The sequence below is a fragment of the Streptomyces sediminimaris genome (assembly GCF_047049295.1).
Taxonomy (GTDB): Bacteria; Actinomycetota; Actinomycetes; order Streptomycetales; family Streptomycetaceae; genus Streptomyces; species Streptomyces sediminimaris.
The window spans coordinates 3,764,080-3,779,592 of record NZ_JBJWOT010000001.1 but is presented as its reverse complement, the minus strand read 5'-3'; the positions used below and the strand labels follow the sequence as shown (position 1 = coordinate 3,779,592).

15 protein-coding genes are annotated in these 15,513 nt (G+C 73.3%); 11 read left to right on the top strand and 4 right to left on the bottom strand.

The window, feature by feature from the left end; genetic code table 11:
• Positions 1 to 41 precede the first annotated feature (41 nt).
• Both ACJ9NR_RS17440 and purU read left to right on the top strand, forming a co-directional pair.
• Positions 42 to 542, top strand: coding sequence for an SCO4402 family protein (locus ACJ9NR_RS17440; protein WP_412488487.1), 501 nt, complete (start codon positions 42 to 44; stop codon positions 540 to 542).
• Between the two features lie 46 nt (positions 543 to 588).
• Positions 589 to 1,470 carry a formyltetrahydrofolate deformylase gene (gene purU / locus ACJ9NR_RS17435; RefSeq protein WP_412488486.1) on the top strand — a complete coding sequence of 294 codons (882 nt, stop codon included), beginning with the start codon at positions 589 to 591 and terminating at the stop codon, positions 1,468 to 1,470.
• Between the two features lie 111 nt (positions 1,471 to 1,581).
• Here purU and ACJ9NR_RS17430 read toward each other — a convergent pair whose 3' ends face one another.
• Entirely contained in the window at positions 1,582 to 2,982 is a 1,401-nt protein-coding gene (locus ACJ9NR_RS17430; RefSeq protein WP_412488485.1) for a maleylpyruvate isomerase N-terminal domain-containing protein, read from the bottom strand.
• Entirely contained in the window at positions 2,979 to 3,560 is a 582-nt protein-coding gene (locus tag ACJ9NR_RS17425; protein ID WP_412488484.1) for a sigma-70 family RNA polymerase sigma factor, read from the bottom strand. Before ACJ9NR_RS17425 ends, ACJ9NR_RS17430 begins: the two co-directional genes overlap by 4 nt.
• 309 nt (positions 3,561 to 3,869) lie before the next feature.
• Between ACJ9NR_RS17425 and ACJ9NR_RS17420 the strand changes: the two genes are divergently transcribed.
• Positions 3,870 to 4,250: an STAS domain-containing protein gene (locus tag ACJ9NR_RS17420; protein WP_412488483.1), complete on the top strand. Its 381-nt coding sequence runs from the start codon at positions 3,870 to 3,872 to the stop codon at positions 4,248 to 4,250.
• A gap of 294 nt (positions 4,251 to 4,544) precedes the next feature.
• On the top strand, positions 4,545 to 5,057 hold the full coding sequence (locus tag ACJ9NR_RS17415) for an EF-hand domain-containing protein (protein ID WP_412488482.1): 513 nt from the start codon (positions 4,545 to 4,547) through the stop codon (positions 5,055 to 5,057).
• On the opposite strand, the gene ACJ9NR_RS17410 is transcribed toward ACJ9NR_RS17415, so the two are convergent.
• Positions 5,036 to 6,544, bottom strand: a complete 1,509-nt coding sequence (locus ACJ9NR_RS17410) for a class I adenylate-forming enzyme family protein (protein WP_412488481.1) — start codon at positions 6,542 to 6,544, stop codon at positions 5,036 to 5,038. The two genes, ACJ9NR_RS17415 and ACJ9NR_RS17410, sit on opposite strands and share 22 nt — an antisense overlap.
• A gap of 153 nt (positions 6,545 to 6,697) precedes the next feature.
• On the opposite strand from ACJ9NR_RS17410, the gene ACJ9NR_RS17405 reads away from it, so the two are divergent.
• The 4 genes from ACJ9NR_RS17405 (at position 6,698) to ACJ9NR_RS17390 (ending at position 10,905) form a co-directional block, all read left to right on the top strand.
• Positions 6,698 to 7,891, top strand: coding sequence for an amidohydrolase family protein (locus ACJ9NR_RS17405; protein WP_412488480.1), 1,194 nt, complete (start codon positions 6,698 to 6,700; stop codon positions 7,889 to 7,891).
• Complete coding sequence (locus tag ACJ9NR_RS17400) at positions 7,891 to 9,024, top strand: acyl-CoA dehydrogenase family protein (protein ID WP_412488479.1); 1,134 nt, start codon at positions 7,891 to 7,893, stop codon at positions 9,022 to 9,024. Before ACJ9NR_RS17405 ends, ACJ9NR_RS17400 begins: the two co-directional genes overlap by 1 nt.
• Before the next feature lie 2 nt (positions 9,025 to 9,026).
• The gene (locus ACJ9NR_RS17395) at positions 9,027 to 9,956 is read left to right on the top strand and encodes an acyl-CoA dehydrogenase family protein (RefSeq protein WP_412488478.1); all 930 of its coding nucleotides are present in this window, start codon (positions 9,027 to 9,029) and stop codon (positions 9,954 to 9,956) included.
• Positions 9,957 to 10,443: 487 nt separating this feature from the next.
• Positions 10,444 to 10,905 (top strand): ATP-binding protein, encoded by a 462-nt coding sequence (locus ACJ9NR_RS17390; RefSeq protein ID WP_412488477.1) that lies wholly within the window; start codon positions 10,444 to 10,446, stop codon positions 10,903 to 10,905.
• A gap of 373 nt (positions 10,906 to 11,278) precedes the next feature.
• Here the strand turns inward: ACJ9NR_RS17390 and ACJ9NR_RS17385 are convergent, their stop codons facing one another.
• Positions 11,279 to 12,205 carry a cyclase family protein gene (locus ACJ9NR_RS17385; protein ID WP_412488476.1) on the bottom strand — a complete coding sequence of 309 codons (927 nt, stop codon included), beginning with the start codon at positions 12,203 to 12,205 and terminating at the stop codon, positions 11,279 to 11,281.
• Positions 12,206 to 12,290: 85 nt separating this feature from the next.
• Between ACJ9NR_RS17385 and ACJ9NR_RS17380 the strand changes: the two genes are divergently transcribed.
• The 3 genes from ACJ9NR_RS17380 (at position 12,291) to ACJ9NR_RS17370 (ending at position 15,501) form a co-directional block, all read left to right on the top strand.
• Positions 12,291 to 13,202: an SDR family NAD(P)-dependent oxidoreductase gene (locus ACJ9NR_RS17380; protein ID WP_412488475.1), complete on the top strand. Its 912-nt coding sequence runs from the start codon at positions 12,291 to 12,293 to the stop codon at positions 13,200 to 13,202.
• A gap of 98 nt (positions 13,203 to 13,300) precedes the next feature.
• The gene (locus ACJ9NR_RS17375) at positions 13,301 to 14,452 is read left to right on the top strand and encodes an acyl-CoA dehydrogenase family protein (protein WP_412488474.1); all 1,152 of its coding nucleotides are present in this window, start codon (positions 13,301 to 13,303) and stop codon (positions 14,450 to 14,452) included.
• Positions 14,452 to 15,501 carry a Zn-dependent alcohol dehydrogenase gene (locus tag ACJ9NR_RS17370; protein ID WP_412488473.1) on the top strand — a complete coding sequence of 350 codons (1,050 nt, stop codon included), beginning with the start codon at positions 14,452 to 14,454 and terminating at the stop codon, positions 15,499 to 15,501. The genes ACJ9NR_RS17375 and ACJ9NR_RS17370 overlap by 1 nt, the downstream gene beginning before the upstream one ends.
• Positions 15,502 to 15,513: the final 12 nt, after the last annotated feature.

Below are 15,513 nucleotides of genomic sequence, written 5' to 3'. Positions count from 1 at the left end.
CGGGGGCCGCTGGGGCGCCCGGGCGGAAGAACGTACGATCGGTGATCGTGCAAGCTCCGGAGAACCCTTCCCGACGCGGCCGTCGCTCCCCCACCATGGGCGGCATGCCACTCAACGACATGCCGTGGTGGCGCTGGCGCAGCAATGTGCGCTCCGCGCTGCACATGCTCTCCGATCCGGTGTTCCAGCGGGACGTCTGGCTGGCCGGTGCCGACGGGTACGGGGACGTGACCGACGCCGTCTACCGCCTGGTCGAGGACACCTGGCTGGACAACTGGTCCGCCGAGAAGTACGTGGGCACGATCTTCCGGGACTCCCAGGAGGCGGCCCTCGTCGACACCGCCGTGCTGCGGGTGCTGCGGATCATGCACCAGGTCGGGCCCGACGCCCAGGTCTCCGCCTACCTCGACAACCCGGCCTGGCCGGAGGCGGTGCGCGCGGCCCGGGACGCGCACGTGCGGATGGCCGCGGCGGACGGCGAGGACCCGGACACCCCGCCGCGCACCCTCGAGGTGCTGCGGATCATGACGCGGTCCGCCTAGCGGACCCGGACCCGCCCGCGGGTCCGGATATGGGACCCTGTCCCGCATGAACGAGCAGTCCACCCGAGCCGCGGCGGCCAGTGACCAGTACGTCCTCACGCTCTCCTGCCCCGACAAGCAGGGCATCGTGCACGCCGTGTCGAGCTACCTCTTCATGACCGGCTGCAACATCGAGGACAGCCAGCAGTTCGGCGACCACGACACGGGTCTGTTCTTCATGCGCGTCCACTTCTCGGCGGAGACCCCGGTGACGGTGGACAAGCTGCGGGCGAGCTTCGCGGCCATCGGCGACTCCTTCCACATGGACTGGCAGATCAACCGGGCCGACGAGAAGATGCGGATCCTGCTCATGGTCAGCAGGTTCGGGCACTGCCTGAACGACCTGCTGTTCCGGGCGCGGATCGGTGCGCTGCCGGTGGAGATCGCCGCCGTGGTGTCCAACCACACCGACTTCGCCGAGCTCGTGGGCTCCTACGGCATTCCCTTCCACCACATCCCGGTGACCAGGGAGACCAAGGCGGACGCGGAGGCGCAGCTGCTGTCGGTCGTCCGCGAGAACGACGTCGAGCTGGTCGTGCTGGCCCGGTACATGCAGGTGCTCTCCGACGACCTGTGCAAGCAGCTGAGCGGGCGGATCATCAACATCCACCACTCGTTCCTGCCGAGCTTCAAGGGCGCGAAGCCCTACCACCAGGCGCACGCCCGGGGGGTCAAGCTGATCGGGGCGACCGCGCACTACGTGACCGCCGACCTCGACGAGGGCCCGATCATCGAGCAGGAGGTCGAGCGGGTGGGGCACGACGTCACGCCCGATCAGCTGGTGGCGGTGGGGCGGGACGTGGAGTGCCAGGCGCTGGCGCGGGCCGTCAAGTGGCACGCCGAGCGGCGCATCCTGCTCAACGGGCGCCGGACGGTCGTCTTCGCCTAGGAGCCCGGGACGGTGCCGGTCGGCCGGCGGGTGCGGGCGGTCCGCGGCCGCGACAAGCCACGACGCGCCCGCACCCGCCGACGAAACCCCCCGCCGCGCATGACCCGGGCGCTACAACCGGCTCAAGGACGCCGCCGCGAACAGGACGTCCCTGATCGCCTCCTTGTCCCCGACCTGCCCGACCGCCGCGTCCGCCGGAGGCACGTGCCCCGCGGCCAGGCGGCAGAACTCCACGCCGTCCAGGGCGACATGGGCGACCTCGAGCTCGGCGGAACCCACCGCCGCGGGGGAGTCGAGGGGGATCAGCCACTCGCCGCCGCCCGAGCCCTCGATCTCCAGGCGCAGGCTGCGGCCGGGCGTCCCGGCGGCGACGAGGTGCCGTCCGCGGCCGGGCGGCGGCGCGCAGGTCCCGCGGCGCTGGGCCAGCGCCGCGGGTAGCACCCGGGCCGCCAGGTCGATCATGCGGTGCAGGTGGCGCGGGGCGGGCGGGCCGTAGGGGTAGTCGACCGCCTCGGCGATGTCCTCCGCGTGCACCCAGCACTCGAAGGCCCGGTCCACCATCGCGTCGTGCAGCGGCAGTTCGAAGTCGCCGTAGGAGACCGCGAGGCGGGCGGAGCCCGTGCCGCCGCCCGCGAAGGACACCGTGCGCACGAGGTCGTGGGTCTGCTCCCGCCAGGGGGTCCGGACGGAGCGGCCGGGCGGGAAGCGCGCGGTGCGCCAGTACGCCTCCGTGCGGCTGCGGGGCGAGGGACCCGGCGCGGCGGTGTCGCCCAGCGGGTCGTCCAGGCCGAGCGCGACCGCGACCAGGCCGTCCACCGACAGCAGGTGCGCGATGACGCCGGCGACGGTCGTACGACGGCTCGCCGGGCCCTCGCCGTCGAACCAGCGCAGCCGCACGGGCGCGTGCCACTCGGCGTCCCCGATGTCCTGGAGCAGGGCGTCGAGGCGGGCCGTCTCGGCGTCGTACGCCGCCGCCCACCCCGGCACCGGGATGCGCGGCGGGCGCCGGTCGAGGCAGCTGTCCAGGACGCGGGTGCGCAGGGCCGGGTCGAGGTCGAGGCTGTCCTGCGGATGCAGCAGGCCGACCGCCTCGCGCAGCCGCAGCGCCTCTTCGGCGCAGGAGCCGCACGCGCCGAGGTGCTCCGCCACGGCCGCCGCCTCCTCCGGCGAGCAGGCGGCCAGCGCCCAGGCGCCGAGGAGCGACTTCAGCACGGGGTGCGCCAGGACGGGCGGGACGGACCGGGGCGCCGGGTCGCCCGGGTTGTCCGGCGCCGGCAGCGGACCGTCGCCGTCCTCGACGGACGAGCGGGGCATCGGTATGCGGGGCGGCCGCTCGGGGTCCTCGCCGTCGTCGCCGCCGCCGTCGGGGCCGCCCGGGACGCCGGGCTCCCACTGCCGTCCGGTCCGGCCGCCCTCGCCGTGCCGGTCCTCGAAGCCCCCGGGCCCGAAACCCCGGCCCCCGGACCCGTAGTCCCCGGGCTCGAAGCGGTCCGCGTCGCCCGCGTCGTTCACGCCGCACCCCCGTAGCCGGGCGGGGCCCCGGGCGCGCCGGCGTCGCGGGCGGTGGACAGCAGCTGAAGGCCCAGGCGGAGCCGGCGGCGGGCCTCCTCCTCGGTGACGCCGAGGTCGGCCGCGGTCTGGCGGTAGTCGCGGCGCTGGAAGTAGGCCAGCTCCAGCGCGGCGCGCAGCGGGGCCGGCATGGACTGGACGATGTAGTCGGCGCGGGCGGCGATCGAGGCGCGGCGGACCCTGCGCTCCAGCTCCTCGGCGGAGCCGCCGGAGCCCTGGGCCAGGGCGGCGGTCTCGGTGGCGCGCAGCCGCTGCACGGCGAGGCGGTGGGCCAGCGTGGCGACCCAGGAGCGCAGGGGGCCCTGCCCGGGGTCGTAGGACTCGGGGTGCTCCCAGACGTGCACGAAGACGTCGCGGGTGACGACGTCGGCGGCGCGCTCGTCGCCGAGGACGCGGTGGGCGAGGCCGTGGACGAGCGAGGCGAACCGGTCGTAGAGCTCGCCGAGGGCGGCCGCCTCACCGCGGGCGAGCCGCTGCTGCATCGTGCGGTCCCAGCGGGGCGGTACGTCCTTCTTCGCCATGTGGCCCCCTCACCCCTGCGTGTGCCTCGGCCCAGCCTGTGTCCGTCGTGTTCCCGAATGTAGTCGGCACGTCCGACGGCGCGCGCCCCTTTGTGCCGTTGGGCGCCCCCCGAGCGGTCGGAGGTGATAGTGGAGCTTCACTTACCCGGTTCACATCTGATCGAACAGGATCGAAGGCGAACAAAACAAGCCGTTTTCGATCGGATTTCGTTTCCCGTGCCGTGTTTCAGGGCAGGGCGGCTGGGCAGCTGCGCTGCGAGGAAGCGTAGGGATGGCTTCCGCTTCGAGCGGGTCCGGCGAACGAAGGGCATGGTGGTGGCGTTCTATGTGATCGGTGGCGAGCAGGGCGACTGGACCGTGCTCAGCGTGTCGGGCGAGCTGGACCTGGTGACGTCGCCGGCGCTGCGGCAGCGGGTGCACGACGTCGTGGCGGACGGCCGCCACAGCCTGGTCCTCGATCTCTCCGAGGTCTTCTTCTGCGACTCCAGCGGTGTCGGCGTGCTCATCGCCGCCCGCCGTCTGATCCGCTCCTGCCGGGGCAGCCTGCGGCTGATACTCCCGGCGCAGGGCGCGGTCGACGGCTCCCATGTCAACCGCGTCCTCGGCGCCCTCGGCGTGCGCCGTCTGTTCGACGTGTACGCCGACGTGGACGACGCAGTCTCCGAGGAGGCGGGCCCGCTCTCGGCCTGAGCGCCGCGCCGGCCGCGCCGTGGCCGCCGTCCGCCGTCCGCCGTATGCGGTCCGCGGCGCCGTCGTGGCCGGTCGCGCGGTTCCCCGCGCCCCCGCGGGACGCCGCCGGACCGCCGTGACTCCCGCCCGGCCCGTCCGGGGCGGGCGGACCCCGGCGACCTGGAGTTTCACACGGTTGTCCCGGAATTCCCCCGGTCTTGGCACAAGCGCCGCTTTCCGCCGCCCGGAGGGCCCGGCGCGTCGTACGCTCCCGTCCAGACGCACCCGACGTGACGTGAGGCGGCCCGAGAAGACATGGTCAGCAGCGAGTACGAACGCAGGATCGCGGCCCGGTTCGCCACCTTCGACCAGGATGGCAGCGGCTGCATCGACCGCGAGGACTTCAGCGTGGCGGCCAAGGCGCTGCTCGCCGAGTTCGGGGTCACGGCCCGGTCCGACAAGGGGCAGGCGCTGTACGCAGGCGCCGAGGCGTTCTGGCAGGGCATGGCGGGCATGGCGGACCGCGACGGCGACCAGCGCATCACCCGCGAGGAGTTCGTGAACGGCGCGGTCAAGCGGCTGCGCGACAACCCCGACCGGTTCGCCGAGATCGCCCGGCCCTTCCTGCACGCGGCCCTCGCCGTCGCGGACACCGACGGCGACGGGGCGGCCACCGTCGAGGACACCGCGCGCGTGCTGCGCATCCTGGGCGTGGACGAGAACGTCGCCCGCGCGAGCGCCGCCGCCCTGGACGCCGACGGCGACGGCCGGGTGGGCGAGGCGGAGATCGTCCCGGCCTTCGCCCGCTACTTCACGGTCCCGGAGTAACGCTCCCGCAGCTTGTACTTGAGCACCTTGCGCAGGGTGTCGTTGCGCGGGAGGGCGTCCACCACCTCCAGCCGCTCCGGCAGCTTGTGCACCGACAGCCCTTCCGCGCGCAGGTACGACGTCACCGCCTCCAGGCTCGGGTCCCGGACGCCGGGCCGCCGCTCCACCACGGCGCAGACCCGCTCCCCGCGCTCGGCGTCCGGCAGCCCGATCACGGCGACGTCCCCGACGGCCGGGTGGGCGGCGAGCAGGTCCTCGATCTCCTTCGCCGAGATGTTCTCGCCCTTGCGGATGATCACGTCCTTGAGCCGCCCGGTGAGCACCAGATGCCCGCTCGCGGTCAGCCGCCCGAGGTCACCGGTGCGCAGGAACCCCTCCTCGTCGAAGGCCTCCGCGGTCTGCGCCGGATCCAGATAGCCCCGGCACACCGCCTCCCCGCGCAGCCGCACCTCCCCGCCGACGATCCGTATCTCCATGCCCTCCGGCGGCCGGCCCTCCGTCGTCGCCAGGTTCTCCGCCGTGTCGTCCGGCGCCCCCATGGTGATCATCGGGACCTCGGTCATGCCGTAGCCGTGGGTGAGCTGCACCCCCATCTCGCGCACGACCGCGTGGTACACCTCCGGCGGCTTCGGCGCCCCGCCGCCCGCGAGGAGCCGCAGCGAGGGGATGACCTTCTCTCCCGGCCGCCTGCGCTGCTCGGCGAGGAACATCGAGTAGAACGCCGTCGAGCCGCCCGCGATCGTCACGCCGTGCCTGCGGTACCCCGCCAGCGCGTCCGGCAGCGCGAACTGCTCGAACATCACCGCCGGGAAGCCGTACAGCAGCAGCATCACCGTGTAGTCGGGTCCGGCGATGTGCGCGTACGGGAAGGCCATCGAGCCCACGTCGTCCGCCGACAGGCGCAGCGCGTGCGCGAGGCACGAGCCGCCGGCGATCAGGGACCGGTCGGTGTGCAGCACGCCCTTGGGGTCGGAGGTGGTGCCCGAGGTCCAGTAGATCCAGCGCACGGAGGTGCCCTCGGCGGGCGGCTCCGGCAGGACGGCCGGGTCGCCGTCGGGCAGGTCGTCGTAGGCCTCGAAGATCCCCTTGGCGCCCAGCCGCCGCGCCATCGCGGTGTGGTCGAAGCCGCGCCACCGGCCGGGGACGGCGAAGAACCCGGCCTTGGACTCCCGCAGGGCGAAGGCGACCTCGCGGTCCCGGTAGAAGGGGATGAGCGGCGTCTGCACCGCGCCCAGGCGGGCCAGCGCGAAGCTCAGCAGGGCCGTCTCGAGGCGGGTGGGCAGCTGCCAGGCGACCACGGTGCCGGGGCGCACGCCCATGCCGTACAGGCCCGCCGCCACCCGCTCGGCCCCGGCGCGCAGCTCACCGAAGGTCAGGCCGCGCTCGTCCTGGAGGAGGACCGGGCGGTCCGGGGTGAGCTCGGCGCGGCGGGCGAGCAGGTCCCAGAGGGTGCGGGACGCGCTCAGCGCGTGGGCGGTGTCGTTCACGGCGGCCCCCTCAGCTCAGCTGACGATACGTCAGATCGTGCGCAGAGCGTAGGGCCCGGCGCCTTGTCGGTCCAGGGGTGCGGGACTAGCCTGCTCGGCGAAGCCAATCTGACGGTGCATCAGAAAACAAGTCGCGTCAGGCGGAGGGGACCCATGACCGAACTGCCCCGCATCATCAGCGTCGACGACCACGTGATCGAGCCCGCGCACCTCTTCGAGACCTGGCTGCCGGCGAAGTACCGCGAACGGGGCCCGCAGCCGCTGACCGCGGGCATCGGCGAACTCGCCTACGTCGCCGGCAAGTACCAGATCACGATGGACCCCGAGGGGCAGCCGACCGACTGGTGGATCTACGAGGACCTGAAGTTCCCGTACAAGCGGAACATCGCCGCCGTCGGCTTCGACCGCGACCAGATGACCCTGGAGGGCATCACCCGCGAGGAGATGCGGCGCGGCTGCTGGGACCCCAAGGCGCGCCTGGAGGACATGGACCTCAACCACGTCGAGGCCAGCCTCTGCTTCCCCTCCTTCCCGCGCTTCTGCGGGCAGACCTTCGCCGAGGCCCATGACAAGGAGGTCGCGCTGGCCTGCGTGCGCGCCTACAACGACTGGATGGTCGAGGAGTGGTGCGGCGACAGCGGCGGCCGGCTCATCCCGCTGTGCCTGGTCCCGCTGTGGGACGTGGAGCTGGCGGTCGCCGAGATCCGGCGCAACGCCGCCCGCGGGGTCAGGGCGGTGACCTTCTCCGAGATCCCCACCCACCTCGGCCTGCCGTCCATCCACTCCGGCTACTGGGACCCCTTCTTCGCGGTCTGCCAGGAGACCGGCACGGTCGTCAACATGCACATCGGCAGCAGCTCCCAGATGCCGGCCGCGTCCCCGGACGCGCCGCCCGCCGTGCAGGCGTCGCTGAGCTTCAACAACGCCATGGCCTCGATGATGGACTACCTCTTCAGCGGGGTGCTGGTGAAGTTCCCGAGGCTCAGACTCGCCTACTCCGAGGGGCAGATGGGCTGGATCCCGTACGCCCTGGAACGCGCCGACGACGTCTGGGAGGAGCACCGCGCGTGGGGCGGCGTGCGGGACCTGATCCCGGAGCCCCCCTCGACGTACTACTACCGGCAGATGTTCTGCTGCTTCTTCCGCGACAAGCACGGGGTCGCCTCGCTGGACGTGGTCGGCCGGGACAACGCCACCTTCGAGACCGACTACCCGCACGTCGACTCGACCTTCCCGCACACCAGGGAGATCGCCCTCGACCATGTGAAGGGACTCGACGACGAGACGGTCCACAAGCTGATGCGGGGCAACGCCATCCGCATGCTCGGTCTCGACCTGGACCGCTAGTGGACCTGTCGTACACCCCCGAGGAGGAGGAGTACCGGGCCCGGCTCGCGAAGTGGCTCGGCAAGGTGCTGCCGACGCTGCCGCCGAAGCCGTCCCCGCGCAACTGGCCCGCGCGCAGGGCCTACGACCTCGGCTGGCAGCGGATGCTGTACGAGGCCGGGTACGCCGACGTCCACTGGGACGGCACTCCGAGCGTCCGGCTGATCTTCCTGGAGGAGACCGAGAAGGCCGGCGCCCCCTATGTCGGGGCGAACTTCGTCGGACTGCTGCACGCGGGACCCACGATCGCCGCCGAGGGGACGCCCGGGCAGCGGGCGCGCTGGCTGCCGCCGATCCTGCGCGGCGAGGAGGTCTGGTGCCAGGGCTTCAGCGAGCCGGACGCCGGCTCCGACCTCGCGGCCCTGCGCACGCGCGCGTGGCGGGACGGCGACGACTACGTGGTGCGCGGCTCGAAGATCTGGACCTCGCACGCCGAAGTGGCCGACTGGTGCGAGCTGCTGGTGCGCACCGACCCCGAGGCGCCGAAGCACCGGGGCCTCAGCTGGCTCGCCCTGCCCATGGACGCCCCGGGGATCACCGTACGGCCCCTGACGACGCTCGCCGGGTCGGCCGAGTTCGCCGAGGTGTTCCTCGACGACGTGCGCGTGCCGGCCGCCAACCGGGTCGGCGGGGAGAACGACGGCTGGCGCGTGACCATGGTGACGCTGTCCTTCGAGCGCGGCACGGCGTTCGTGGGCGAGGTGGTCGCCTGCCGGCGTGTGCTGGGCGAACTGGCCGCGGAGGCACGCCGGAACGGGCGCTGGGACGACCCCGTGCTCCGGCGGCGGCTCGGCAGGCTCAACGCCGAGTTCCGGGCGCTGTGGCGGCTGACGCAGTGGAACGTGAGCGAGGCGGAGGCCTCCGGCGGGGTGCCGGGAGCGGGGGCCTCGGTCTTCAAGCTGCGCTACTCGCACGCCCGCCAGGACCTCTACGACGCCGCGGCGGAGGTTCTCGGGCCGGACGCGCTGGACCTGGAGCGGCCCTGGACGCTGGAGCGGCTGTCGTCGCTGTCGTACACCATCGCGGCCGGTACCTCGCAGATCCAGCGGAACATCGTGGGCGAGCGGGTCCTGGGACTGCCGAAGGGGAGGTGAGCGTGCGGTTCCGACTGAGCGTGGAGCAGCAGGACCTGCGCGGTGCCGTGCGGGCCGCGATCGCCCGCCGGGCGGCGGGCGGTTCGTCCTGGCGGGCCGCGGCCCGTGGCGGAGCCGCGTGCCGGGACGGCCCCGCGCCTCCGGGGGGAGCAGACGGGCCCGGCGGTCCGCGGTGCCGTCTCGACCGGGAACTGTGGCGGGACCTCGGAGAGCTCGGGTTCTTCTCGCTGCGGCTGCCCGAGGCCGGGGGCGGGGCCGGACTGGGGCTGCCGGAGGCCGTGTTGGCGTTCGAGGAAGCCGGGCGGGCGCTGCTGCCCGGGCCGCTGGTCGCCACGCATCTGGCCGCCGGGGAGGTGCCCGGGGCGGCCACCGGCGAGGTCGTCGTGGCGGCGGCCGACGGGCGGCTCGTGGAGTGGCTGGCCGAGGCGGACGTGGTGCGCCGGGGTGCCGAGGGGGCCGTACCGATGAGGTCGGTCGATCCGCTGACGCCCCTGCACCGGGTGCCGGCACCGGCCCCCACCGACCCCGTCGCCGTGCTGCTGACGGCCGCCGAGCAGCTCGGCACCGCCACCCGCGTGTGCGAGCTGGCCGTGCAACACGCCCGGACCCGTGAGCAGTTCGGGCAGCCGATCGGGGCCTTCCAGGCGGTCAAACACCTGTGCGCGGGGATGCTGGTGCGGGCCGAGGTCGCCCGCGCCGCGGTCTACGCGGCCGCCGTCACCGCCGACCGGGCCGACATCGCCGCGGCCCGGCTGCTCGCCGACGAGGCGGCCGGGCGCGGCGCCCGGGACTGCCTCCAGGTGCACGGCGGGATGGGCTTCACCTGGGAGAGCGAGGTGCACCTGCATCTGAAGCGGGCGTGGGTCCGGGCGCAACGTGGTGGCGGCGCTACGGAGAGTGAGGAGCTGCTCGCCGCGGATCTGACCGGCTGACCGGCGCGGCCTGCGATGTCGCGGACCCGGCCCTGCCCAGATGTCGCGGATTGTGGCATACCGGAATTACGGAGCGTTGATATCGGGTTGTGTCCTATGTGTGACCCGTCACGTCCCGGAGTCGGCGCCCGGCTCCGGTACCTTCTGTGGGATGCGAGAGGTCCCGAGCGCGAGCCGTGCCGGTGTCGCCCCCGGGGCGACGCCTCAACAGGCCTGTTCGACTCCGCGCGGTGGGCGTCGCACAGTATGCCGCACGGGTACTCCTTCGCGCTGGAATATGCCCGAAGCGCTTGTTGGCGTGACTGTACGTCAACCATGCTGTCGTGCAAGGGATTCACGTTCCGTGACCCCTGCTCTGGGCTCTGCGCTGGCCACTGTCCTGGCCAGGCAGAAAATGGCCACGATCGTGGCCCTCGTCGCGGCGCGCAGGTGGCGCGAGGTCATGTGTCCGCCGGTTCGGATGGTGTGAGCGGTGCAGGTGCTTCAGGTGCAGCTGGAAGTCCGGCCCGACCCCGCAGAGGTGGGGCGAGCCCGCAAATGGGCTCGCTCACGGCTCGCCGGGTCCGGCATAGAGGCCGACGAGCCGCTCGCCGAGACGCTGATCCTGCTCGTCTCCGAACTGGTCACCAACGCCGTGGTGCACACCGGCTGCCCGGCCGTCCTGCGTCTGCTGCTGCCCGGTGCGGCTTGCGAGGCCGCCACCGTGCGCCTCGAGGTGGCCGACAGCAGTGACCGCGCTCCCGTTCCCCGTTGTGCCGACGGTGACGCGACCGGGGGTCGCGGCCTCGCCCTCGTCGACGGTCTCGCCGACCGCTGGGGGTGGAGCCCCGAGGGTGCAGGCAAGCGCATCTGGTGCGAACTCGACCGCTGCGCACAGTCCCGCCGGCAGACGCAGTCCCGCTGCGACGCGGCGCCTGCGTACGAGGGGCTGGCGTTCGAGGCGGTGTGACGGGCGCACGGAAGCGGGGAATCCGGTCCGCCCTGGCGCACGGTCGCAAGGAGCGCCGTCCGGTCAGGTCCGGACGGGTGTGATGCGCCGGGACGTGCTTCTGTGCGCGGCCTCGACAAAGAGGGCTTAAGTGATAAATCTCCGTACGGGTGTTGACGCACCGTGTCCAGCTGATCACGCTTGGGGTCTGCGATTCGCCGTGAGGGGACGGCGAGGGCTTCGGTGACGGGAGCCCCCGCCGAGCGTGGGTCGTGGTTCGGCGCCGGTCCCGTCCAGGGGTCGCCAGGCGGGACTGGAGCGGGTGCGCCGGAGTCGGCCGGCGGCGCGTGGCGCCGTGCTCGGGGCGGGAGCGGCGGGCCGCCGGCCGCGGGACTCACAGGACGGCGACGGGAGCCACGGGGGTTCCCGTCGCGCCGACGAAGGGCTCGGGCATCGCCGACAGCAGGAACGCGTACCGCCCCGCTTGTCCACAGGCTGTGGACAATTCCTCCAGATTCCAGTTCTGCCCCTGCAGCATGCCCATCTCCACCAGGTCGAGCGCGTGTACGGGCAGCCACAGGTCCTCGATCTCGGGAGGGAAGATCTCGAAGGTGAGGGTGTCGTTCGCCACGGCGGCGACATCGCGGTCGTGGAACCACTCCGGCGTACGGACCGACAGGCCCGGCGAGGGATAGCCGTACGCCTCCCTGTCGCCCGCGAGGTACACCTGGATCTGCCCGGTCCGCACGAGCACGATGTCGCCGGCCCGCACGCGCGTACCGCCGAACTCCTCGGCCGCCCGAAGGTCCTCGGGGGTGACCGCGTGCCCGCCCTCCAGCCGGTCCACGCCCCGGGCGCGTGCCACGTCCAGCAGCACCCCGCGCGAGACGATGTGCCGCGCCTTGTCGATGCCGGCGAACGCGGCGCCGCCGTGCGCGGTGACGGTGCCGGCGGGGCGGCCGTTGTAGAGCCTGCCCGAGTGCGAGACGTGCGGCAGCGCGTCCCAGTGGGTGGCCGCCTGCAGGCCCATGGTCACGGCGTCGTCGCTGCAGGCGACTGTGCCCGGCCCGAACAGCTCCTGGTTGATCTGCACCATCGTGTGCAGGGGGTTGACCCGTCCCGGGATCATCCCGGTCTGCACGCCGTCCTGCCGCAGCGGCAGGGCGAGCGGCACGCGCCGGCCGGAGCGGACGGCCGCGGCGGCCTCCCGTACGACCTCGTCGGTGATGAGGTTGAGCGTGCCGATCTCGTCGTCGGCGCCCCAGCGCCCCCAGTTGTTCACGCGCTCGGCGATCTCGCGGAACGAGTCCGGCAGCGACATCGGTCCCTCCCCGGGGGTTGTCCGAAGGTATCTGACGGGCCATAGAATCTAACGGACCGTCAGAAACCACGGGAAGGGGCCGGACGTGGGGAACTTCTTGGCAGGCAAGGTCGTCGCCGTGACGGGCGCCGGGCGGGGCATCGGCCGGGCCGTCGCGCTGGCCGCGGCGGCCGAGGGGGCGCGGGTCGTGGTCAACGACTACGGCGTCGCCGTCGACGGCGCCTGCCCGACCAGCGAGGTCGCCGAAGCCGTCGTCAAGGAGATCGAGGCGGCGGGCGGGGAGGCGGTCGCCGTCGCCGACGACATCTCCACGATGGCCGGCGGGCAGCGCGTGGTGGACGCGGCGGTCTCCTCCTACGGGCGGATCGACGGGGTCGTGTGCGTCGCCGGGATCCTGCGCGAGCGGATGCTGTTCAACATGTCCGAGCAGGAGTGGGACCCGGTCCTCGCCACCCATCTGAAGGGGACGTTCACCGTGTTCCGGGCCGCCTCGGCGGTGATGCGCGGGCAGCGCGCGGGGACGCTGATCGGATTCACCAGCGGCAACCACCAGGGGTCGGTCTCGCAGGCCAACTACAGCGCCGCCAAGGGCGGGATCATCTCGCTGGTCCGGAGCGCGGCGCTGGGGCTGCACAAGTACGGCGTGACCGCCAACGCGGTGGCGCCCGTCGCCCGTACCCGGATGTCGGCGAACGTTCCGACCCGGCTGGCGGAGATGGGGGAGCCGGAGGACGTGGCGGCCCTCGTCGTCTATCTGCTGTCCGACCGGGCCAAGGAGGACGGGGTGACGGGGCAGGTCTACACGATCGCGGGCGCGAAGCTGGCGGTCTGGGCCCAGCCGCGGGAACTGCGCTCGGCCTTCGCCTCCGGCGGCTGGACGCCGGAGAGGATCGCGGAGTTCCTGCCGGGGTCCGTCGGCGTGGACCCGATGCCGATGCTCGAGCGGTTGGCGGCGATGGAGCGGGCCGCGGCGCGGGGGGAGCGGCCGAACACCTAGGGGGTCGGTGGTGGGCGGGTGCGGGTTCGTGGTGGCTGGTCGCGCGGTTCCCCGCGCCTCTGGGGCGCCGCAGCCGGCCGGATGCTTGAGGAGGTCCCGTGGATTTCGGTTTCAGTGCTGAGGACGAGCGCTTTCGGGATGAGGTGCGGGAGTGGCTCGGGGTGCATGCCCCGGGTGCGGCGGGGCGCCGTGAGTGGGAGCAGACCCTCGGCAAGGACGGGTGGGTCGGGATCGGGTGGGGGGAGGCGGGATACGGCAACCGCACCGCCTCGCTCACCCAGCAGGTGGTCTGGGCCGAGGAGTACGCGCGGTCCGTGGCGCCGCCGCGCTCCGGTCACATCGGGGAGAACCTGCTGGCGCCGACCCTGCTGGCGCACGGCACGGACGAGCAGAAGGCGCGCTTCCTGCCGGCGGTCGCCGCCGGTGAGGAGCTGTGGTGCCAGGGCTACAGCGAGCCCGGGGCGGGGTCGGACCTCGCCGGGATCCGGACGAAGGCCGAGCGGGCCCCGGACGGGACGTACCGGATCAGCGGGCAGAAGATCTGGACCTCCCTCGCCCACGAGGCCGACTGGTGTTTCGTGCTGGCACGCACCGAGCCCGGCTCGGCGCGGCACCGCGGGCTGAGCTTCCTGCTCGTGCCGATGGACCAGCCGGGGCGCGTGGAGGTGCGGCCGATCCGGCAGCTGACCGGGACCAGTGACTTCAACGAGGTGTTCTTCGACGGCGCGTGCGCTCGCGCGGAGCACGTGGTGGGCGGGGCGGGAGCCGGGTGGCAGGTCGCGATGAGCCTGCTGGGGTTCGAGCGGGGGGTGTCCACCCTGGCCCAGCAGATCGGGTTCGCGGCCGAGCTGGGGCGGGTCGTGGACGCGGCCGTGCGGTCGGGGGCCGTCACCGATCCCGTCCTGCGGCAGCGGCTGGTGCGGCAGTGGGCCGAGCTGCGGGCCATGCGGTGGAACGCCCTGCGCACGCTGGGGAGTCCGGGGGACGCGGGCGCGCCCAGCGCGGCGAAGCTGCTGTGGGCCGGCTGGCACCAGCGGCTGGGTGAGCTGGCGATGGAGGTGCGCGGGGCGGCCGCCGCGGCCGGACCGGTGGACTGGTCGCCCTCGGCGCCGTACGAACTCGACGCCGCGCAGCATCTCTTCCTCTTCTCCCGGGCCGACACCATCTACGGCGGCTCGGACCAGGTTCAGCGCACGATCATCGCCGAGCGGGTGCTCGGCCTGCCGAGGGAGCCCAAGGGAGTCGTCTGATGCGCGGAGTGCTGTTCGACGGCAAGCGGGTCGAGGTCGTGGACGACCTCCGGGTGCGGGACCCGGGGCCGGGGGAGGTGCTGGTCGCGATCTCGGCGGCCGGGCTGTGCCACAGCGACCTGTCCGTGGTGGACGGGACCATACCGTTCCCGGTCCCCGTGGTGCTGGGGCACGAGGGGGCGGGTGTCGTCGAGGCCGTCGGGGCCGGGGTGAGCCATGTCGTGCCCGGTGACCACGTGTCCCTGTCCACGCTCGCCAACTGCGGTACGTGCGCGGAGTGCGACCGCGGGCGGCCGACGATGTGCCGGCAGGCGATCGGGCGGCCGGGCCGGCCGTTCACCCGGGGCGGCCGGCCGGTGTACCAGTTCGCCTCGAACTCCGCCTTCGCCGAGCGGACCGTGGTGAAGGCCGTCCAGGCGGTCCGCATCCCCGAGGACGTCCCGATGCCGTCCGCCGCCCTGATCGGGTGCGGGGTGCTGACCGGGGTGGGCGCCGTGCTCAACCGGGCGCGCGTCGAGCACGGGGAGTCGGTCCTCGTCATCGGCACCGGTGGCATCGGGCTCAACGTCATCCAGGGCGCCCGGATCGCGGGGGCGCTGCCCATCGTCGCCGTGGACGCCAACCCGGCGAAGGAGGCGGTGGCCCGGCGCTTCGGGGCGACGCACTTCCTGACCTCGGCGGACGGAGTGCGGGACGTCCTGCCGACGGGGGCCGACCACGCCTTCGAGTGCGTCGGGCGGGTGGAGCTGATCCGGCAGGCGATCGACCTGCTGGACCGGCACGGTCAGGCGGTACTGCTCGGCGTCCCGCCGGCGACGGCCGAGGCGTCCTTCCTGGTCTCCTCCATGTACCTCGACAAGTCCGTCCTGGGCTGCCGGTACGGCTCGTCACGGCCGCAGCGGGACATCGCCCGGTACGCGGAGCTGTACCGCGCCGGGCTGCTGCTGCTGGACGAACTCATCACGCGGACCTACCCGGTGGAGGACTTCGCGAAGGCCGAGGCGGACGCGGGGGCGGGACGGGTGGCGCGGGGGGTGCTCACGTTCTGACGCCGGTGCCGG

Excerpts from the sequence above, each read along its gene's own strand:
- ACJ9NR_RS17425 (WP_412488484.1), bottom strand. The coding sequence starts at position 3,560 with ATGGCGAAGAAGGACGTACCGCCCCGCTGGGACCGCACGATGCAGCAG.
- ACJ9NR_RS17405 (WP_412488480.1), top strand. The coding sequence starts at position 6,698 with ATGACCGAACTGCCCCGCATCATCAGCGTCGACGACCACGTGATCGAG.
- ACJ9NR_RS17420 (WP_412488483.1), top strand. The coding sequence starts at position 3,870 with ATGGTGGTGGCGTTCTATGTGATCGGTGGCGAGCAGGGCGACTGGACC.
- ACJ9NR_RS17385 (WP_412488476.1), bottom strand. The coding sequence starts at position 12,205 with ATGTCGCTGCCGGACTCGTTCCGCGAGATCGCCGAGCGCGTGAACAAC.
- ACJ9NR_RS17415 (WP_412488482.1), top strand. The coding sequence starts at position 4,545 with ATGGTCAGCAGCGAGTACGAACGCAGGATCGCGGCCCGGTTCGCCACC.
- purU (WP_412488486.1), top strand. The coding sequence starts at position 589 with ATGAACGAGCAGTCCACCCGAGCCGCGGCGGCCAGTGACCAGTACGTC.
- ACJ9NR_RS17370 (WP_412488473.1), top strand. The coding sequence starts at position 14,452 with ATGCGCGGAGTGCTGTTCGACGGCAAGCGGGTCGAGGTCGTGGACGAC.